The organism is Mesorhizobium sp. M1A.F.Ca.IN.020.06.1.1 (assembly GCF_004023265.1).
In the GTDB taxonomy this organism is placed as follows: domain Bacteria; phylum Pseudomonadota; class Alphaproteobacteria; order Rhizobiales; family Rhizobiaceae; genus Mesorhizobium.
Genome location: NZ_RZSR01001207.1, coordinates 1 through 1,501 on the forward strand (window position 1 = coordinate 1; position 1,501 = coordinate 1,501).

The window sequence follows — 1,501 nt, forward strand, 5'->3', positions numbered from 1 at the left end:
GGAATAGAGCGCCTGCTCCTCCGGCGACAGAATCAGCGTGCCGACGGCAAGCGTGGCGGCGATGACGAACAGCGCCACCGGCAGCAGCCGCCGCGCGCGTCGGGCATAAAAACGAAGGAGGTCGAGCCGGCCGGTGAGCGAAATCTCGCTGACCAGATGGCGGGTGATGAGGTAACCGGAGATGACGAAAAAGATGTCCACGCCGGCAAAGCCGCCGGGCAGGGCGGTGAAGCCGAAGTGGAAAGCGACAACGCCCGCCACGGCGAGCGCCCGCAACCCCTCAATATCGGGCCGGAAGTCCGGCGATGGTGCTGACACGAAGGCGAACCTCGCAACGGTCGTTCGTATCCCGCCTTGGGAAAGCCTCGCGCCTATGGGCTCATACCGCAATGCAACAAATCTAACGCAGTGCAACATAAAGGGAGGCGGCAGCAACGCCGGCGGCAGCCGACGCTTCGGCACGCCAGGGTCTGCGCGCCTCGTTTCGCCCAGGATGACGAAGGAGCTCAGCCGCCGGTTTCGCCAGCGTTCGAGAGCATGGAAGGACATTGGCGAACGCTAAAGGCAAATTGTCCGCCTGCAGGTAATCTGGTAGGATCAATGCACCGACGAACGGCTCTGGGACGCCGTGACGTCCGACATCATGCACAAAGACATCAACTCGAACCGGAGAACGGCCATGAAACGGCTTCTGACGGTCGCTGCGCTGTTGGCAGCGGGCAGTTTGATTGCGATGCAGGGCGCAGCTGCCGACGACGCTGCGCTGATCAAAAGCGCCGAGTCCGCCGCACCCGCCGCAGTGGCGAGTGGCGCTGCGGTCTACGCCATGGATAAAAAGGGGAACATGCGCACCCTGCGCGAGGGCAAGACCGGCTTCTGGTGCATGCCGGACAATCCGGCCTCGCCCGGTCCGGATCCGATGTGCGGCGATGCCAACTCGATGGAATGGGCGATGGCCTGGCTGGAAAAGAAGGAACCCCCCAAAGGCAAGGTCGGCTTCATGTATATGCTGTCCGGCGGCACCGACGGCAGCAATACCGATCCTTATGCGACGAAGCCCGAGGCAGGCAACAATTGGATCGAGACGGGGCCGCATGTGATGATCGTCAACGCGATGGACATGATGAAAGGCTATCCGACCGATGCCAAGCCCGACACGTCCAAGCCTTACGTGATGTGGCCGGGCACGCCCTACGCGCATCTCATGATCCCGGTAAAATAGCCGGGCACGAGCCTTCTGGTGCGGCGGCGAGCGCTTCAAATCTCCCCTTGTCCGCAAGGGGAGATTTGCATCAGCCGCTTCATCCTCCCTCCAACTGATCGCGCCTCGCAACCATCCTCCGATCCGCGCGTTGCACGCCGGCGAAAGCCAATCATGGCGGGCAGGGTGGAGACTCACGGTGGCGGATAATCGTCAGAACGGCACGCGCGAGCCGGAACCGGGGCTGGCGGGCCTGCTTGCTGCCTCGCGCAGCCATCCGCGCACGGCGCTGCCGACGGT

2 protein-coding genes are annotated in these 1,501 nt (G+C 63.4%); one reads left to right on the forward strand and one right to left on the reverse strand.

Annotated elements, in window-relative coordinates; genetic code table 11:
* Positions 1 to 318, reverse strand: a 318-nt coding sequence (locus tag EOA60_RS32510; RefSeq protein ID WP_245502668.1) for an acyltransferase, incomplete at its 3' end; no start/stop codon positions are given.
* Between the two features lie 361 nt (positions 319 to 679).
* Here EOA60_RS32510 and EOA60_RS32515 point away from each other — a divergent pair.
* Positions 680 to 1,222 carry a hypothetical protein gene (locus EOA60_RS32515; RefSeq protein ID WP_127335920.1) on the forward strand — a complete coding sequence of 181 codons (543 nt, stop codon included), beginning with the start codon at positions 680 to 682 and terminating at the stop codon, positions 1,220 to 1,222.
* The last annotated feature ends 279 nt before the right edge of the window (positions 1,223 to 1,501 follow it).

Bases quoted from the DNA above. Each gene is read 5' to 3' on its own strand.
- EOA60_RS32515 (WP_127335920.1), top strand. From the start codon at position 680: ATGAAACGGCTTCTGACGGTCGCTGCGCTGTTGGCAGCGGGCAGTTTG.